The organism is Pseudomonas salicis (genome assembly GCF_057128705.1).
The window spans coordinates 78,032-93,545 of record NZ_JBSKHU010000009.1; the positions used below are offsets into that span (position 1 = coordinate 78,032).

General features: G+C 60.4%; 13 protein-coding genes. 5 read left to right on the forward strand and 8 right to left on the reverse strand.

The window, feature by feature from the left end; genetic code table 11:
* The first annotated feature begins 42 nt into the window (after positions 1-42).
* From ACWKWE_RS27205 to ACWKWE_RS27215, 3 genes are all read left to right on the forward strand, one after another.
* Entirely contained in the window at positions 43-642 is a 600-nt protein-coding gene (locus tag ACWKWE_RS27205) for a squalene/phytoene synthase family protein (protein WP_483852361.1), read from the forward strand.
* Between the two features lie 45 nt (positions 643-687).
* Positions 688-927, forward strand: coding sequence for a hypothetical protein (locus ACWKWE_RS27210; protein ID WP_483852240.1), 240 nt, complete (start codon positions 688-690; stop codon positions 925-927).
* A gap of 790 nt (positions 928-1,717) precedes the next feature.
* Positions 1,718-2,416 carry a hypothetical protein gene (locus ACWKWE_RS27215; protein ID WP_483852241.1) on the forward strand — a complete coding sequence of 233 codons (699 nt, stop codon included), beginning with the start codon at positions 1,718-1,720 and terminating at the stop codon, positions 2,414-2,416.
* A 210-nt stretch (positions 2,417-2,626) separates the two neighbouring features.
* Here the strand turns inward: ACWKWE_RS27215 and ACWKWE_RS27220 are convergent, their stop codons facing one another.
* The 5 genes from ACWKWE_RS27220 to ACWKWE_RS27240 form a co-directional block, all read right to left on the reverse strand.
* Positions 2,627-4,051, reverse strand: a complete 1,425-nt coding sequence (locus tag ACWKWE_RS27220; protein ID WP_483852242.1) for a DUF2723 domain-containing protein — start codon at positions 4,049-4,051, stop codon at positions 2,627-2,629.
* Positions 4,052-4,112: 61 nt separating this feature from the next.
* Positions 4,113-5,039, reverse strand: coding sequence for a lysylphosphatidylglycerol synthase transmembrane domain-containing protein (locus ACWKWE_RS27225; RefSeq protein ID WP_483852362.1), 927 nt, complete (start codon positions 5,037-5,039; stop codon positions 4,113-4,115).
* Positions 5,040-5,095: 56 nt separating this feature from the next.
* Entirely contained in the window at positions 5,096-5,836 is a 741-nt protein-coding gene (locus tag ACWKWE_RS27230) for an SDR family oxidoreductase (RefSeq protein WP_483852363.1), read from the reverse strand.
* Between the two features lie 11 nt (positions 5,837-5,847).
* Positions 5,848-7,164, reverse strand: a complete 1,317-nt coding sequence (locus ACWKWE_RS27235; RefSeq protein WP_483852243.1) for an FAD-binding oxidoreductase — start codon at positions 7,162-7,164, stop codon at positions 5,848-5,850.
* Positions 7,161-8,612 carry a UbiA family prenyltransferase gene (locus ACWKWE_RS27240; protein WP_166595256.1) on the reverse strand — a complete coding sequence of 484 codons (1,452 nt, stop codon included), beginning with the start codon at positions 8,610-8,612 and terminating at the stop codon, positions 7,161-7,163. Before ACWKWE_RS27240 ends, ACWKWE_RS27235 begins: the two co-directional genes overlap by 4 nt.
* A gap of 310 nt (positions 8,613-8,922) precedes the next feature.
* Here ACWKWE_RS27240 and norR point away from each other — a divergent pair, with 310 nt between their 5' ends.
* Positions 8,923-10,482, forward strand: coding sequence for a nitric oxide reductase transcriptional regulator NorR (gene norR, locus ACWKWE_RS27245; RefSeq protein ID WP_483852244.1), 1,560 nt, complete (start codon positions 8,923-8,925; stop codon positions 10,480-10,482).
* Between the two features lie 77 nt (positions 10,483-10,559).
* Here norR and ACWKWE_RS27250 read toward each other — a convergent pair whose 3' ends face one another.
* Entirely contained in the window at positions 10,560-11,996 is a 1,437-nt protein-coding gene (locus ACWKWE_RS27250; RefSeq protein WP_483852245.1) for an MFS transporter, read from the reverse strand.
* Between the two features lie 115 nt (positions 11,997-12,111).
* On the opposite strand from ACWKWE_RS27250, the gene ACWKWE_RS27255 reads away from it, so the two are divergent.
* Positions 12,112-13,431 (forward strand): Nramp family divalent metal transporter, encoded by a 1,320-nt coding sequence (locus tag ACWKWE_RS27255; RefSeq protein ID WP_483852246.1) that lies wholly within the window; start codon positions 12,112-12,114, stop codon positions 13,429-13,431.
* A gap of 258 nt (positions 13,432-13,689) precedes the next feature.
* Here ACWKWE_RS27255 and ACWKWE_RS27260 read toward each other — a convergent pair whose 3' ends face one another.
* Both ACWKWE_RS27260 and pbpG read right to left on the reverse strand, forming a co-directional pair.
* Positions 13,690-14,148 (reverse strand): DUF2214 family protein, encoded by a 459-nt coding sequence (locus ACWKWE_RS27260; protein ID WP_166595260.1) that lies wholly within the window; start codon positions 14,146-14,148, stop codon positions 13,690-13,692.
* A gap of 188 nt (positions 14,149-14,336) precedes the next feature.
* Positions 14,337-15,272: a D-alanyl-D-alanine endopeptidase gene (pbpG, locus tag ACWKWE_RS27265; RefSeq protein WP_166595261.1), complete on the reverse strand. Its 936-nt coding sequence runs from the start codon at positions 15,270-15,272 to the stop codon at positions 14,337-14,339.
* Positions 15,273-15,514: the final 242 nt, after the last annotated feature.

A 15,514-nucleotide genomic window follows, 5' to 3' on the forward strand; every position in this document is an offset into this window, starting at 1 on the left:
TGCACGCCGGAACCACCCCCCATCGAGTACCAGCACCACCTCCTGCCCCAGGTTTCCCGCACCTCCGCCCTGACCATCCCGCAGCTGCCAGCCGAGTTGCAGACCGCAGTGGCCAATGCCTATCTACTGTGCCGAATGGCACACACCATCGAGGACGAGCCGGGCTTTGCACCTAAGCAAAAACAGCTGTACCACAGCGCGTTTCTCGACGTCGTGATGGGCAAGGCGGCCGCCGGGAGATTGAGTGATGAACAGGTTCGTCATTTGACGCAACATACCCTCGCCGCCGAGCGCGATCTGATCCGGCACATGCCGCAGGTGCTGGCTGTCACAGCCACCCTCAATGCGGCACGGCGAAACGCCACGCTGGCCTGCCTGAGTGTCATCACCCGCCGCATGGCCGAGTTCCAGAGCAAGGTTTGCCTGTCGGGGCTGGCTGATTGGCAGGAGCTGGATCGCTACTGCTACTGCGTTGCGGGATGCGTGGGGGAGACCCTGACTGAATTTTTCATCGACTTTGAGCCAGTGCTTGCGCCTCAACGCCTGACTTTGCGGCATCTGGCGCGTTCATTTAGCGCGGGCTTGCAGTTGACTAACATTCTCAAGGATCAGCGCGCCGACGCCGAGCGAGGCGTGTGCTAGCTGCCACGCGATCTGCTGGGTGCGCATCATGTCGAGCCTGGGCAGATGCAGGCAGGCCCTCGTCACCTCGGCCATGCCAGGGTCATTGCGCAGCCGGTCGGTACGGCCAACGCGCACCTCTTGCAGGCATCGGAATTCACCTTGCTGATCCCGGCGCGGCATACCGGGATACGGCGGTTTCTGGCGTGCACTATCGGCTTGGCGTTGCTGACGTTGCGCAATGTACAGGCTTCCCGAGGCACCTGTGAAGGTCAGTTGCCCAAGTCGCCTGGATCATGCGCCTGACGCGTCTCTCGCAGCGTTCCGATAAGAGCTTGCGAATGCTGTACAAACTGGCTTCGCGCACGTTGCCGATGACCCTTATGGATGCTGACTAAAGCGCTTGAGACTCTATGCTCAGCGCTAATCGGCGCCTATGCCGGATCCCAATCTGGGGATCGATTTTATTCGCGAAAAATGGTGCAGCCGATAAATCTTTATCGGCCGTACTGCCTCCTCGTGAATGATTCGGGCCTACATTAGGACGGTGGCAGCCTCAAGGCGGGCAATATCCCACAGCGTTGCGCAGATTGCTTGAATACGACGAAGGTCGGTGATCTGTCATGTGAACAATTCACGCGCATGTAACATGCGCTTAGATTAAATTGAAGTGACGGTAATCGCTAATTCGTTTTAAGATTTGGTAACTCATTGTTAATATGGAAGAATATCGTTTGCGCGCTCAGCTTTTTTTTATCCTAATAACAATTCAGTTGAAGAACCTCCATATTATATTCATTTTCCATTATAGTTTTCCTTAGCAAGGAGGTTACCATGGGAACTTCAGTTGCCCAAGAACGTATGGGATGTTTGGATGACTGGAATGCTCGGTAATGAGCAGTCATTCAAGGGTGTCAGCGTCAAGGAGGATGAGTTTAAAGGTTTGGTTTGATACCAATGGGCAATAAATTATTGAAGTATTACTCCACATTGATCGATTGATCGATCGGTGCCTTTACGTGGCTGCGGATCAAAATGACTTGAACGGCTGCTGCGTCGGCGACACCAACTTTATCTACTGGCGGGAGAGATAACCATGGGTGCATTCACAGCGGATGATGATCGTGTAGAAATTCTGAATATGGGCGCTCATCTGGGGTGGGCCCCGGTGACGGCGCAGAAATTTGTTTATTCCGCAGCGACACTGACTCCGGGAGTCTATCGCCTGACAGCGCGTTATAAGGGGATAGAAAGCAAAGAATGGGTGGTCAATGTGAAAGCAAATCCGGATGTCGATGATTTTGAAGATGCACAGCCCGGTGTTTTTCCAAACTTTGATCGTCCATATTACCAATGCAGGACGCAGTACACAGGCCAGCTAGGAGCTGCGGGGGGCAAACCGTCCGGTGTTGTCGATAATTCCAACGGACCAGGAACCGGCAAGTGGCTGGATATAAACTCTACGTACAGTGGCAATCCGGAGGGCGCCAATTACGACACCGTACTCACAATGAGTTTCAATAAGCTTTATTCGGTGGTGTCTTTCGATAGTGCATCTGTAACGGGTTGGAGCGGTAATGCATCGGCGTCGGTGCAGGCTCTTGATGTTCATGGGGGCGTCATTTCGGGTCCAGCCTATATTCATATATTTCCTAAAGCCGGGTTCGAGCGGATCACACTAGGCGTTGAAAATTCAGTGCAAATCGCCTCTTTGAGATTCAATACCCGATCCAGTGGCGGCGGGCAAATGGTGTGGCATTCGATTCGTGTCGATAATCTGAACATGCAGGTGTGATCGTGATGGTGACCCCCAATGGCTCTGGCCGACTCCTCGCGATTGGGGCGGGTATTTCCCGATATGAATGGCGGCGAACATGGCAGGGCCATGTCATTACCTGATCACTCGCTGAGATTACCAGCATGAGGGGGAATTCGTCGGTCGTGACGAAGTTCACGTGGGCCACCGGATGGAATGAACGTTCCCGTCTGCAGACATGGTTGACCGCTACTTCACCCGCAACTCATACCCCACCGGTAATGTCTCCAATGTAAACCGATCCGCAATCATCCCGCAGTAACTGGTCCGTGCCAGATACGCCCCCGGCCCTTTCAAATACGCGTCGATATTCGCGACTTCCTCACACAACTCAAACGTCCGCCCCTTAAGCAAGCCGCTGGCCTGGGCCGAGCGCAGCGCGCCGTTGGGCGTCCAGTCGGCGATGATGAGGGCGCCTTCGGGGGCGGATTTTTCGTAGCTGCGCACGAACGCTTCGGCAGAGCGGTCGGTCAGGTACGGCACCATGAAGTAGTGAATGTCGTCGCGGAACGGCAGGGTTTCCTTGTGCACGGGCAACTGAATGGCGCCACTGGCGTAAACGGCGAACACCGCGAGGATGACGACAGGCGCGGCGAGGGGCGAGGCGGTGGCAAGGCCCGCAGCGTTGCGCGGCAGCAGGGCGTACAGCTGAATCACGCCGATGATGCTCAGCAGCACGGCCCCTGGCAGGAAGAACGTGAAGCGGTCGGTGACGTTATAAGAGACCGCGAAGATGAAGTTCATCATTGCCGCCGCCCACAACACCCGCAGCGCCGGACGCTTGGGGAACAGCAGCAGGCCGACGAGTTGCGGGCCGATCAGCGACAGCATCAGCAGCACCACCGAGTTTTTCTCGTGCCACATGTCGTCGAAGCGGAACAGCGAGCCTTGCCAGCTTTGCTCCGTGGTGCGGTCGGGGATGCCGATCAGGTAGCGATGACCGATGTCGTAGAGGCTGAGCCCGTTGTGCATTTCGTTGATGACGCCGGGAATCGCCACCCCGAAACCCACCACGAAGCCGGGCAGAGTGACGAGAACACGCGCCTTGTGCTGCCAAAGCATCTGTACGTAGAGCGGGAACAGCACGATGAAGGTCAGTTGGTGAATCGCAGCGGCGAGGCCGGTCAAGACGCCGATCAGGAACAGCGCGGGCATCACGCCCAGACGCGGTTTGTCTCTGAACTGGATCATGTAGGCGAAGATCACCAGCACCGTGTGCAGGATGTAGACCTCGGCCTTGGTCGAGACCCAGAACACGCAGTGACACAGCACGGCGGCGGCCACGGCGACCAGCGCCTGCTGGGTCGTCGCGCCGACGCCTTTGGCGAGACGGTAGATGGCCCAGCCCAGCGGGATCAGCAACAGCGAATTCATGAAGCTCAACACCAGCGGCCCGAAGCCTGCAAACAGCGCGGTGCTTACGAACAGATAAAGCGGGTGGTCCAGCGGGCCGAGGGTCTGACTGAAGAAATGGCCTTGGGACGCGTCGGCGAGGAACATGCCGTTGTCCATCCACTGAATGGGCCCGCTTGACGCGAGAAAGCTGGCGAAAATCGCCCCGATCATCAACAGCGCGGAAATCAGCATTGATCGATTGCGTACGGCTGCCACCATGAGTTGCACTCCTGTCCCTGTTTTTCCATGACGCGCAGCCGAACGGCGGTGCGCGTGAACCTTACTGAACCGCTTCGCGCCGAGGCGCCGCTTCACCCTTGAGCTTGAACAACATGACTGCGCCGATGGCCACGGCGAACCACAAGGTCGCCAGGCGAATCAGCACTGTGGCGGCCACGGCGTCGGCGCTGTTCATGCCTTTCCACACCAGCAGCCCGACCATCACCGCTTCCGCGCCACCCAGGCCGCCCGGCATGAAGCTCACGGCCCCCGCGAGCATCGCCAAGGCGTAGACGAACACCGCGAAGGTCAGCGGAATGTCCGCGCCCATCCAGTGCAGAATCCAGTCGAAAGCCAGCGCTTCCGCACTCCAGGCCACGACGCTCAAGGCGGTGAGGCCCAGCATCAAGCGCAGGCGGTGACATTGCTGGGCATGCACCAGCACTTGCAGCAGATGCCGTAACAGACCGATCACTTTGCCGCCTTCGGTGGGCACCAACAGGGTCAGGCGTTCCAGCAAGCGCCGCTGCGACAGCACCAACAGACCCACCAGCACCAGGCTGACGCCGACCACGATCATCGGCATCGCCTCGGGGTACAGCGACAGGCCGAAGAGGGTCAGCAGCACCACGGCGAACAGATCCGACAGCCGCTCGCTGAAGAACGCCGCAAAACTCTGCGGATAGGGCACGCCCCAGCGTTTCAGCAGCACGCCGCGCAACGCTTCTCCGGCTTTGCCCGGCGTGGTGGTCAGGGCGAACCCGGCCAGGTAAATGTTCAGGCTCGGGCGCCACGGCATGGGGTGGCCGAGCACCTTGAGGTAGGCCTGCCAGCGCGCAAACCGCAGGCCGTAATTGACCGACGACATGAGCAGCGCAATGACGATGCCTACCAGCCCGACCTCGCTCACGGCCGCGCCCACGGCATGCCAGCCGCCCCACAGCGAGAACGCCAGATAGCCCAGCGCCGAACCGACCACCGACAGCATCACCGCGCGGTAACGCCAGCCGGACAGGTGCACGGCCTCGGGGGAGGTCGCGCCGCTCACAGGTTCAGCCTCTTGAACACGGGCTGCGGGATCGAGCGGATGATCAGCATGATGAAGGCCCAGAACCCCGGCGCGTACAGGGTCGGCACCTTGTTGGCGATGCCTTTGACGATCCGTTGCGCAACCTGCGCCGGTTGCGCCAACAACGCGGCAGGCAGCGACAGGCCTTGGGTCATCGGGGTATCGACGAAGCCCGGCTTGATCGTGGTGACGTGCACGCCCAGCTTGAACAGCCGCGCCTGCAGCCCTTCGCAATAGGTCGAAACCGCCGCTTTGGCGCTGCCGTACAGGTAATTCGAAGGCCGCCCGCGATCCGCCGCCACCGACGAAATGATCGCCAGACTGCCGCAGCGCTGGGTCTCGAATTGCGTTGCCAGCACCGTCAACAAGGCAATCACCGACGTGCAATTGTTGGCGAATTCACGCAGGGCTAGATGCACGTCGCGTTCGCAGGCTTTCTGGTCGGGGAGGGTGCCGTGGGCGATCAGCGCGATGTCGATCTGGCCCAGTGCGGTCAGGCAGCGACCCATCATCAGCGGGTGGGCGTCGATGTCGTTGGCGTCCATTTCGTGCAGCGTGACGTTCTTCGCGCCCCGGGCCTTGAGATCCGCGGCGGTCTGTTGAAGTTTGTCGACGTTGCGCGCGACGAGAAAGAAATCACTGCCCTCGGTCGCCCACAAACGGGCGCAGGCAGTGGCGATGGCCGATGTCGCGCCAATGATCAGCACTTTTTTCAGGTGGGGTGTGTTCATAGCAGCACGCGGCTCCAGAAACGGGACATCAGAGAGGGATCGCGCAGCGCTTCCAGTCGCTCCCAGGCGGGGTACGCCCGACGAAAGTCCGCGCCGCTCATATGGGCATCCTTGGCCGGATACAAGCGGCCTCCCGCAGCCCGAACGATGTCGTCCAGGCGCGGGAATACAACGTCCTCCAGGTGTTCGCTCTGGGGGAAGTCCAGTGCCAGCGAGGTCCCCGGCATCGGAAATGACAGCAAGCCTGGCGAGCGCACGTCGCCGCAGCGCTTGAGCACCGCGAGAAACGAGCCTTGCCCCGCATCGGCAATGGCCCGCAACAGCTCGCCCATTGCCGCTTCGGCGTTGGCGGTGGGAATCGCGCATTGATACTGCTGAAACCCCCGGCGACCGTAGATGCGGTTCCAGTGCAGGATGCGATCCAGTGGGTAGAAAAATGGCTCGTAGGCACTGCGGCCCGGCGTGCGCCGACTCGGGTGCACGCGCCAGTACAGGTTGTTGAAGGCGCTCAGGGACAGCTTGTTGATCAGCGACACCGGTGGCGTGACCGGGATGCTCAATTTGGCGCGAGACTCGGTAGCCAGCGAGCCGTACTGCGCGTGATCGCCGACGATGAACACCCCGCGCCCGGTGTCGGCGCCTTTGGCCAGGCAGTCGACCCAGGCGACGCTGTACTCGTGCTTGTCGTCCAGTTCATCCGAGAGCGCGAAGAATTCGGCGAGGTTGGCGAAGCGCACGGTGGTGGTGTCGATCTGACTGGCGCGGATCGGCATCAATTGGATTTGCGCCCAATGAATGATCCCGGTCAGCCCCAAACCGCCAATACTCGCCGCGAACAGCGACGCGTTGACGCTGGGAGAACAGACCATCTCGGGCTGACCGTGGCGCAGCAGACCAAAGCTGCGCACATGACGGCCAAAGGTGCCGCGCACGTGGTGGTTCTTGCCGTGCACGTCATTGGCGATGGCGCCGCCGACGGTGGCGAATTGGGTGCCGGGGGTGACCGGGAGAAACCAGCCATGGGGAATCGCGACGCTCAGGACTTCGGCGAGGGTGATGCCCGTTTCGACCTTGAGCACGCCGGTGTCCCAGTCGGCCTCGATCAGCCGGTCCAGCGAGCGCATGTGCAGCACCTGATCGCTGGTCGCGAGGCAACTGTCGCCGTAGCTTCGTCCATTGCCATAAGGCAGGCTGCTGCGGTGATCATCGATCACCCGGTCGAGGTGCGCGGGCAGGTCGTCGAGCCAGACACAGCTGTGACCCCGTTGCGGACTCTGGGGGAAACGGCCCCAGGAATACAGGGGTGTGCTCATGCGGCGATCCAGAACATCAACAGGAAAATCGCGCCGATCAGCTGGCTGGTGCGGTCGCGGATGGCGAACACCACCGGGTCTTCGTTCATCTGCCCGCGATGGGTCAGCATCCACACGCGGGTGACCCAGAACAGCAGCAGCGGGCACGCCAGCCAGATCACGTGGGGCGTGACGTACAGCGCGGTGGTCTTGGCGTCCTGGATGTACAGCGCCAGGACCATCACCGCCAGATACCCGGACGACGCACCGAGGGAGGCGATCATGTCCAGGTCACCGGGGTAATAGCCGCGCCCTCGGGCGAAGGTGTTCACTTCCCGAGCGCGAGCGTCGCGCAACTCGGCGTAGCGCTTGACCATCGCCAGACTCAAGAAGATGAACATCGAGAACGCGAGAATCCAGAAGGTCAGCGTGAGGTTGAACGCGGCGACCCCGGCAATGATGCGCGCGGTGTAGAGCATCGCCAGCGCGATCACGTCCCAGGCCATCAGCCGTTTCAGCTTGAGCGAGTAGGCCAGCGTGAGGCCGTAATACGCGGCCATGACCGCCGAGAACTGCCAAGGTAACAACAGCAACGCGGCGCCGAAGGCGGTGAGCAGCAGGGTGGGCACCAGTATCAACCCGGCCTTGATCGACAGCCGTCCACTGGCAAACGGGCGGTTGCATTTGCTCTTGTGGTGGCGGTCGTCGCACAGGTCCAGCAGGTCGTTGAGGATGTAGACGCTGGAGGCGCACAGGCCGAAGCAGAAGAAGGCGAATATGCCGTCGCGCATCAGGTCGAATTGCGCCAGGCGGTGGGACGCCAGCAGTGGCACAAAAATCAGGGCGTTTTTCAGCCACTGGTGCATGCGCAGCGCCTTGCGCCAATCCCGCAGGCTGGCGGTGTGGGTGCGGATCGTCGGTTCGACTTGGGTCATGGCCTCTACGCGGGACTCAACCCCTGAATCCGGGTTGACCACGTAGGCCTGGCGGGAGACTTTCCAGATCGGCAAATCATCTTTCGAGTTGCCGATGTAATCGAAGCCGCCTTCACCGTAGTGCGCAACTAATAGGTCACGTTTGTTATTGCCGGACAAGTTGCGATTGGCATTGGACGCTAATACCAGGTCAAACAGTTGAAGGTGTTCGGCAATCTTCTCCGCCAGACTGACATGGCTCGCCGTGGCCAATACGATCATCCGTCCCGTGGCTCTTTCAGCCTGGATCATTTCAATGATCTGGGGATCGTACGGTAATACGGATACATCGATTTCCGTCCCCAGCGCCAAGCCTTCCTTGAGCGCCGCCTTGCCTTTGAGTAGCCACCTGAGAAGGCTGAACGCCTTGAGTGGCGTGCCTCTGACAAAGGCCATGGCTGTTTCCATCAGCAGATCGGAACGTAACAATGTGCCGTCCAGATCAACCACTAGCGGGGGAAACGTTTCCTGAACTCTTCCCTGAATTCTTGCCATGTTCGGGTGCTCCTTTGGGGATCAGTCCGACTATAAACAAAAATGTTTTTTCGAAACTTCATTTAAATTAAAGGGTCTTGCGCGGTGCGACGAGTGTCTGACGTCAGAATTAAATAACGCGTTATACCGGCACTATGAAGTGCAAATGTCTCAAGGGTGAAACAGCGCGAGGCGATTAATTGGCGACCAACTAATGGCGTATGTCTATGCCGTTGCGTGGGTGAAATCGTGCGGATTGGCCCTGGCGGCGCTTCGGGCCGGTGTCATAATGACAACGTTTTTTCGGCGCTTAACCGTGTTCTGGAGTTCTATGACCCACCCCTTGCTGCTGGCCCTCGTGCCCCTTGTGGCCGACTTGTCCCGTGATTTGCCAGACCAGGAACGTTATCGGCGGCTGTTACGCTCGCTGCGGCAGTTGCTGCCCTGTGATGCCGTCGCGTTGCTCCGGCTTGAGGAGGACGTGCTGGTGCCGTTGTCGGTCGAGGGATTGAGCCCTGACACTTTGGGGAGGCGCTTTCGACTGGGCGAGCACCCGCGGCTGGACATCATCGTACAAAACCGCGAGCCCACGCGCTTTTCCACCGACTGTGACTTGCCGGACCCCTACGACGGTCTGGTAGACGGGGTACACGGCGACCTTGAAGTGCACGATTGCCTCGGCTGTCCGCTGTACGTGCAGGACACGTTATGGGGCGTCATCACGCTGGACTCGCTGGACCCGGCGCGTTTCGGCAGCGCCGATCTGCGGGATCTGCAAGCGTTTGCCAGTCTGGCGGCAGCCACGGTCATGGCCAGCGAACGTATGAGCCTGCTGGCCCGCAGCGTCGAAGATCAGCGGCAACTGGCTGAAGTCTACAAGCGCGCTGCGGGAGGGCGCGGGCCCCGAGAGTTGATTGGGCAAAGCGCGGTGCATCGCCGCTTGCAGCAGGAAATCCAGCTGGTGGGCAACAGCCCGCTGACGGTGTTGATCACTGGTGAAACCGGGGTCGGCAAGGAGCTGGTGGCCGAAGCCATTCACCTGCAATCGCCTCGTGCCCAGAAGCCGCTGATCAGCCTCAATTGCGCCGCGCTCCCTGAATTACTGGTGGAAAGCGAACTGTTTGGTCACGTCAAAGGCGCGTTTTCGGGGGCCGTCAGTGGGCGCAGCGGCAAGTTCGAACTGGCCGACGGGGGCTCGATCTTCCTCGACGAAGTAGGGGAGTTGCCGCTGCCGGTGCAATCCAAGTTGCTGCGGGTGTTGCAGAGCGGGCAATTGCAGCGGGTGGGGTCCGATCAGGAGCATCGCGTGGACGTGCGCATCATCGCCGCCACTAATCGTGATCTCGCGGAGGAGGTGCGCGCCGGGCGTTTCCGGGCTGACCTCTATCACCGTCTGAGCGTGTACCCGTTGGTGGTGCCGCCCTTGCGTGAGCGAGGCCGGGATGTGTTGCTGCTCGCCGGGTATTTTCTGGAAGAGAACCGCGCACGGATGGGCTTGCGCAGCCTACGGATGAGTCCCGAGGCGCAAGGGGTGTTGCTGGGTTATTCATGGCCGGGCAACGTGCGCGAACTGGAGCACCTGATCAGCCGCGCTGTGCTGAAAGCCCTGTCGGCCCACAGCGAAAGGCCGCGCATTCTGACCATCGAGGCGCCCGCGCTGGGGCTGGAGGATGAATCGCCCGTCGGCCTCGGTACGCCATCGCTGCTCGCGGACGTGCACCCGGTGGTCAAACCCGGCGAGGGGCTGAAAGAGGCGGTCGACGGGTTTCAGACGCTGCTGATCAACGAGGCGTTGAGTCGGCACAACGGCAAATGGGCCGAGGTGGCACGAGAGCTGAACCTGGACCGCGCCAACCTCAGTCGGTTGGCGAAGCGGTTGGGGATCAGGTGAGCGCCAGGCTCCGCTTTTGATTCTGGCCGGACTCCCACGGCCTCCGGCCAGAATCAAAAGCCCTTGCCCTGCGCCCCTCACCGATGCGCAATATCCTCCAGCGCCAGGTTCCGCGTCTTCGGCCCGAACGCGCCGATGGTGATGATCACGATCAGCATGCTGACGACGATGAAGGTCAACACCCCCGGCGTGCCGAAATGGTCGAGGAACAGGCCGATCAACAGGCTGCTGAACACCGTCGACAACCGACTGAACGAATAGCAAAACCCCACGGCGCGGGCGCGGATGTTGGTGGGGAACAGTTCGCTCTGGTACGAGTGATAGGCGAAGCTCAGCCACGCGTTACAGAACGTGATCATCACCCCGCAGACGATCAGCCCCACCGCCGTACTCTGTTGCGCGAACAGCGTGCCGAAGATCATGGCCCCCAGCGCCGAGCCGACGATCTGCCATTTGTTCTCGAAACGGTTGGCGAACTTCACGAACAGCAGCGGCCCCAGCGGGTAGGCGAGGGTGATGATGAAGGCGTATGCCAGGCTGTGGGTGACGCTGACGCCTTGACCCGAGAGCAAGGCCGGCAGCCAGTTGCCGAAGCCGAAAAAGGCGATGGCCTGGAACACATGAAACACAATGAGCATCAGCGCGCGACGGCGATAGGGCGGCTGCCAGATGTCAGCGAAACGGCCTTTGCCTTCGACGGCCACGTTGTGGGTTTCCGGAGCGTCCAGCGCCTGGCCATGGTCCTTCACGCAGCGTGCTTCGAGGTCGTCCATGATCTTCTCGGCCTCGGCAAACCGTCCGTGCTGCGCCAGCCAGCGTGGCGACTCCGGCAACCGTGAACGCAACCACCAGATGAACAGCGCGAACACCGCACTGGCAATCACCACCCAACGCCAGCCCGCAATGCCCAACGGGTCCTGTGGCACCAGCCACCAAGACATCAACGCCACCGACGGCACCGACAGAAACTGCACAAAGAATGCAAAGGCGAACGCCGAACTGCGCATGCGCTTGGGCACCAGCTCCGAGAGGTAGGCGTCGATGGTCACCAGCTCGATGCCCAGGCCGATGCCCACCAGAAAACGCATGCCGATGATGCCCAGCGCTGAGGTCTGGATGCCCATCAGCACCGTGGCGACGGTGTACCAGATCAGCGCGAAGGTGAAGATCGCACGGCGGCCAAAGCGATCGGCAATCGGGCTCAGCAGGCTGGCGCCGAGAAACAGGCCGAGAAAGGTCGCCGAGGCGAATGCGGCCTGGTCGGAAAAGCCAAACACGCCCTGTGCGCCCGTGGCGAAGAGGCCGTCGCGAATCAGGCCGGGGCTGATGTAGGCGGTCTGGAACAGGTCGTAGAGTTCGAAGAAGCCGCCGATGGACAGCAACGCCACCAGTTTCCAGATCGTTGAAACGGCAGGGAGGCGATCGATGCGCGCAGAAATCCGGGCGGCGCGAACGGGATCGATGCCATCCGTTGGGGTTTGGGCAGGGTCGGAGGAGGGCGAAAGTGAAGACATTATTGTTTTCCAGTTCCGTGGGACGACGCATGTTAGAGCTTTTGCAGAGATTCAAGACAAAATATTTCCCGGCGTTTAAGCTTCATGGCTGATCGCAATCACCCGCCGGACTCCCGTGAAATACAAACTCCCCACCACCGCCACCGCGCCGTTTTGCCCCTCTGCCGTGACCGACACCGTCGCGATTCCGGCCAATGCTTCGTTCCTGCGCAAGTTGATGCTGTTCGTCGGGCCAGGCCTGCTGATCTCCATTGGCTACATGGACCCCGGCAACTGGGCGACGGCCATCGAAGCGGGGTCGCGTTTTGGTTACGCGCTGCTGTTCGTGGTGGTGCTGGCGAGCCTGTCCGGGATGGTGTTGCAGAACTTGTGTTCGCGTCTGGGGATCGCCACCGGCCGAGACCTGGCGCAGTTGTCGGCTGAACGCTACAGCCGTCGTGTGGGCATGGGGCAGTGGATTCTGGCCGAGCTGTCGATCCTCGCGACGGACCTGGCGGAAGTGCTCGGCGCGGCGCTGGCCTTTCACCTGCTGCTGGGTGTGTCGATCACCACCGGCGTGGCGTTGACGGCGTTCGACACCGTGATCGTGCTCGCCCTGCAGGGCGCCAATTTTCGTCGTCTGGAAGCGATCATTCTGGGCCTGATCGCAACCATCGCGACCTGCTTCTTTATTGAATTGGTGCTGATCAAACCGTTCTGGCCGGATGTGGTTGCCGGGTTGAAACCGTCGTGGAACGTGTTGAGTCAGCAAGAACCGCTGTACATCGCCATCGGCATTCTGGGTGCGACCGTGATGCCCCATAACCTCTATTTGCATTCGTCAGTGGTGCAGACCCGGGTCAATGGCAGCTCTGTCGAGAGCAAGGCCAGTGCGATTCGTTATGCGCGTGTCGACACCATCGCCTCCCTGAGCCTGGCGCTGGTGATCAACGCGGCGATCCTGATCCTTGCGGCGGCGGCCTTTCATGGCAACGGCCATTCCGACGTGGTGGAAATTCAGGACGCCTACCACCTGCTCGATCCGCTGGTGGGCGGCGCCTTGGCCAGCGTGCTGTTCGGGATTGCGCTGCTGGCGGCGGGGCAAAGCTCGACGTTCACCGGGACCATCGCCGGTCAGGTGGTGCTGGAAGGTTTCCTCAACGCCAAGATCCCGTGCTGGCAACGCCGCCTGATCACGCGGGCGCTAGCGCTGATTCCGGCACTGGCCGGTGTGATCTGGTTCGGCGACGGGGCGGTGGGCAAGATGCTGGTGCTGAGCCAGGTCGTCCTCAGCCTGCAACTGCCGTTCGCCTTGTGGCCGCTGATCCGCTTCACCAGCGACAAACAGCTCATGGGACCGTTTGCCAATAACACCGTGACCAAGGTGCTGGCGTGGGGGCTGTTCGGCCTGATCTCGCTGGCGAACGTGATGTTGATGGTGTTTTGGGTGAATTGAGTTTGGTGGCGCTTGCGGCGTTCGATCCGGTGCCACGTTTTTTTGATTCTGGCCCGAGATGATGGCTATACCTCGATCCGCTTCTGGCCGCAGGCCGTGGGAGTTGGCTTGCCTACGATCTACTGCGCAGCAGTAGCAAAACCGGGCACCTCGGTTTCGTCAGACAAACCGCGTACGCGGGATATACGGCTGCTGCGCAGCCGATCGTAGGCAAGCCAACTCCCACGGCCTTCGGCCAGAAGCCCGCCCGCGGCGCTTTTAACTTAGAAGAATCCCGCGTGCCATCCCCGTCGCGGCAATCACGATAATCACCATCAACGCCGCTTCCATGTGGCTGATGCGGGCGAAACGTCGTGAGCGGGAGGTGTCGATGGGTTGCTGTTTTTTGAACGCGATGCGCCATTTGATCAGGGCGAACATCGGCACGACTTCCAGCGCCAGAATCGCCACGAAGGCCGTGATCTTCAGGTGAAACAACGGTTGGTGCAGGTAGTAGAACGAGCCTTTCTCCAGCCCGCCGAACGCACGAAAGGCGCCGGTGATCAGTAGAATCCCCGCTGACACCGCCCAGATGTTGTCGACCACGAACACGTCGCGAAAGGAACGGGGATCGTCCGTGCGCAATCTGCGCAGTGCCCGCCCCCTTGCCAGAACCGCCGCCAGCGCGAAACCAAACGCCAACAGATGCAACGCAGCCACTATCCACTTGACGACCATGGTGCTACTCCCCCGAGCGGTATCCGAAACAAGCCGATACACCTCAAGCGTAGCGGGTCGCGGCCATTATGCGCGGCAGGATTGATGAAACTGTTGTCAGTTCCGCGGCTTAGCGCTGTCCGGGGGCGGGGAAGATGGCGCCTTGACGGGCGCCAACGAGGGCAAATCCGATGAAGCGAAGCGTCGAATCAATCCGAGGCTTGCAGGCCTTTCTGCTTCATGACCAGATTCTTTTCCTTCTTGTACTGCAACGCGACTTCCGGCGCCGGACCGCTCTTACCGGTCTCCATCCACAGGCGCATACGGCTGGCGTCCGCGAAGTGAGTGAACTTGCCGAAGGCGTCCAGAATCACCACCGAAACTTGACGGTTGGCCATGCTGGTCAGCAGCACCAGACAATGCCCGGCCTGGTTGGTGAAGCCGGTTTTGGTCAGCTTGATGTCCCAGTTGGACTTGCGCACCAAGTGGTCCGTGTTGCTGAAACCCAAGGTGTAGTTGGGTTTGCGGAAGCTCACGGTTTTCTCTTGGGTGGTGCTCAGCTCACGCAGTAATGGGTAGTTGCGCGCCGCCAGGGCCAGTTTGGTCAGGTCGCGGGCGGTGGACACGTTGAACACCGACAGGCCCGTTGGCTCCATGTACACGGTGTGGCTCATGCCCAGTGCCTTGGCCTTGGCGTTCATGGCTTTGATGAACGCCGGATAGCCGCCCGGGTAGCTGTGCGCGAGGCTCGCCGCTGCGCGGTTTTCCGACGACATCAGGGTAATCAGCAGCATGTCGCGGCGGTTGAGTTCGCTGCCCAGTTTCACGCGGGAAAACACGCCTTTCATTTCGGCGGTCTGGGAGATGTCGACCTTGACCATCTCGTCCATCGGCAACTTGGCGTCGAGGGTGACCATGGCGGTCATCAGTTTGGTCACCGAAGCAATCGGCACGATGACGTCGGGATTGCTGGAGTACAGGACCTGGCCGGTTTGCAGATCGGTGATCATGGCGCTGCCGGAAGCCAGATGAAGATTGGCCGGGTCACGATTGAAAGCAGCGGGTTCGTTCGCAAGGGCACCGGTGGAAAGTGCCGAGCCTGTGAGCGCAAAAAACAGGCCGATGAGGGTTGTGCGAATGTTCAAGAGCGAAGCTCACTTAAAAAGAATGGAGAGGGCGTGGACAGTCGGACTTTTTTCAAGAGCGACAACAAGATGGGCGCATTTTAGGAGCATGTTTCTAACTATGTCGATGGCCGGCATAGGACGTTTTGGTATTAAAAACCGCTTGTATGGCATCCGTTCAGGTTAAGGGCGAAAAAAACCTGTATTTGCGCTGGGCATGTCGATATTCATGGCACTGCGGCCAGTCACGAATTAGCATTCGA